1 protein-coding gene is annotated in these 1,817 nt (G+C 39.4%); it reads right to left on the reverse strand.

Features of this window, described 5'->3' with window-relative positions; all coding sequences use genetic code 11:
* Positions 1 to 81 precede the first annotated feature (81 nt).
* Positions 82 to 1,728 carry a HEAT repeat domain-containing protein gene (locus tag JUJ53_RS18055; protein ID WP_204153439.1) on the reverse strand — a complete coding sequence of 549 codons (1,647 nt, stop codon included), beginning with the start codon at positions 1,726 to 1,728 and terminating at the stop codon, positions 82 to 84.
* Between the last annotated feature and the right edge of the window lie 89 nt (positions 1,729 to 1,817).

Below are 1,817 nucleotides of genomic sequence, written 5' to 3' on the forward strand. Positions count from 1 at the left end.
TACCACTTCTCTTGCCGTTTTTACGGATATGAGTAGCCCCGCACTCTGGACATTGCATGGCAGATTCCTCCTGTTCATCCTCTAATTATGCAACACCACATGAATGGCATCCCAATTAGTTTCTAGGCGTTGCGGTATAGGGAGAAGGGCATAATTTTGCAACATATTGCGTGGAGGTTTAGATCCTGTAGCTAGAGGTTCATCTCCCAGTTCAGCAACACCAGTTTCTTCATTGGTGGATGTTTTAAAGAGTTGGAGCAAGGCAACAATTATATTAGAGTTACTGGATCCTGCTTTGATTAAAATTTCCACAGCGTTCCGGCGAATGTCCCCATAGATAGTATTATATGTAGAGCGGTTTTGAGGAATAGTGTATTTGCCACGTCGATAGACATTGTATTTATTATGAAGATCTCCAATCAACCAAATTAATAAAGTAATTACATCAGAATTTTCAGGTGCTACCTCGATTAAAATTTTTGCAGCGCTCCGACGAATATATTCATTTTGAGACTCCTTAAGGAGCTGAATCAGTACAGGAACTACTTCTGAGTTTTCAGGATCAATATTTATTAAAATTTCTGCGGCGCTCCGACGGATCTGTTCACTTTTGATCTCCTTAAGAGGTTTGCTTAGTGTAGCAATTGCGGTAGCATTTCCATGGGCAATTTTACTCAGGCTCTTCATAACTTTTTCCAATCTTTGTGTTGCAGTAGAGGTTTCAGAATACATCATCACCTGCATGTGTAATGGAGACATATCTAAAAAATTAGATTTCACATGGAGGCTATGAGCCATTCTTTGAAGATTCTGAACTATTCTTAGACGAATAGGTTGACTTCTAGATTCATAAAAATGAGAATAAGCTACAGGAGCGACTATCTTGTTTGCAGCAGGGTCAACTCTTATTAAGCTTTCTACTGCTGTCTGACGAGCATGTTCATCTTGGGAAGATTTGAAAAACTGAACTAGTGCAAAAATTGCATCAGCATTTCTAGGATTAATGTTTAAGGTTTTCAATATAATCCCTACCAACCTCTCTGCTTCGATCTCGTAGGGAAATGTATATATTCTATCTTTCAGTAATTGAACTAAGACAGCAATTGCATCGGCATTTCCAGGGGCGATTTCACCTAAGATTTCTGCTGCCGTTTGACAGATATCCTCATCTTTGCAGTCCTTAATAAGCTGAATTAATTTAGCAATTACATCAGTATTGCCGAATGAAATTTTACCTAGAATGTTCGCTATATACTGGCGAGCATATTCATCATTAGAATCCTTGATAAGTTGAATTAAGATAGCAATTACTCTGGGGTTCTTAGGCGCAATTTCACCTAAGATTTCTGCTGCTCTCCAGTGGATGTATTGCTCTTCAGAATTTTTGGCAAGCTCTATTAAAGTATCAATCGCATCAGTACTTTCACGCCCTACTTTGCCCAAGCTATGCATTAAAATCCAACGAGTTTTTCCATCTGTAGAGTTATTGATAAGCCTAATTAAATGAGCGATCGCATCCGCATTTTCAGGGACAATTTTACCGAAGCTCTTTGCAGCTGTGAAGCGAGTATTCTCATCTGTAGAGTTATTGATAAGCCCACTTAGACTAGCGATCGCATCCGCATTTTCAAGGGCAATTTCGCCTAAAATGCTTGCGACTATACAGTGAGTATTCTCACATATCGAGTTATTAATAAGTTGAATTAAACTGGTTATAATAGGGAGCATCCCACTTTTGCAAAAACAGTGCCAAGGGGGAGAATAGAAGGGTAGCCCTAGGGATCACTCGCTATGACACCTGAAGACCAAGAGCGCTT

The organism is Leptolyngbya sp. CCY15150 (genome assembly GCF_016888135.1).
GTDB lineage: Bacteria > Cyanobacteriota > Cyanobacteriia > RECH01 > RECH01 > RECH01.

Coding starts and splice junctions, on each gene's coding strand:
- JUJ53_RS18055 (WP_204153439.1), bottom strand. CDS start 1,728: ATGCTCCCTATTATAACCAGTTTAATTCAACTTATTAATAACTCGATA.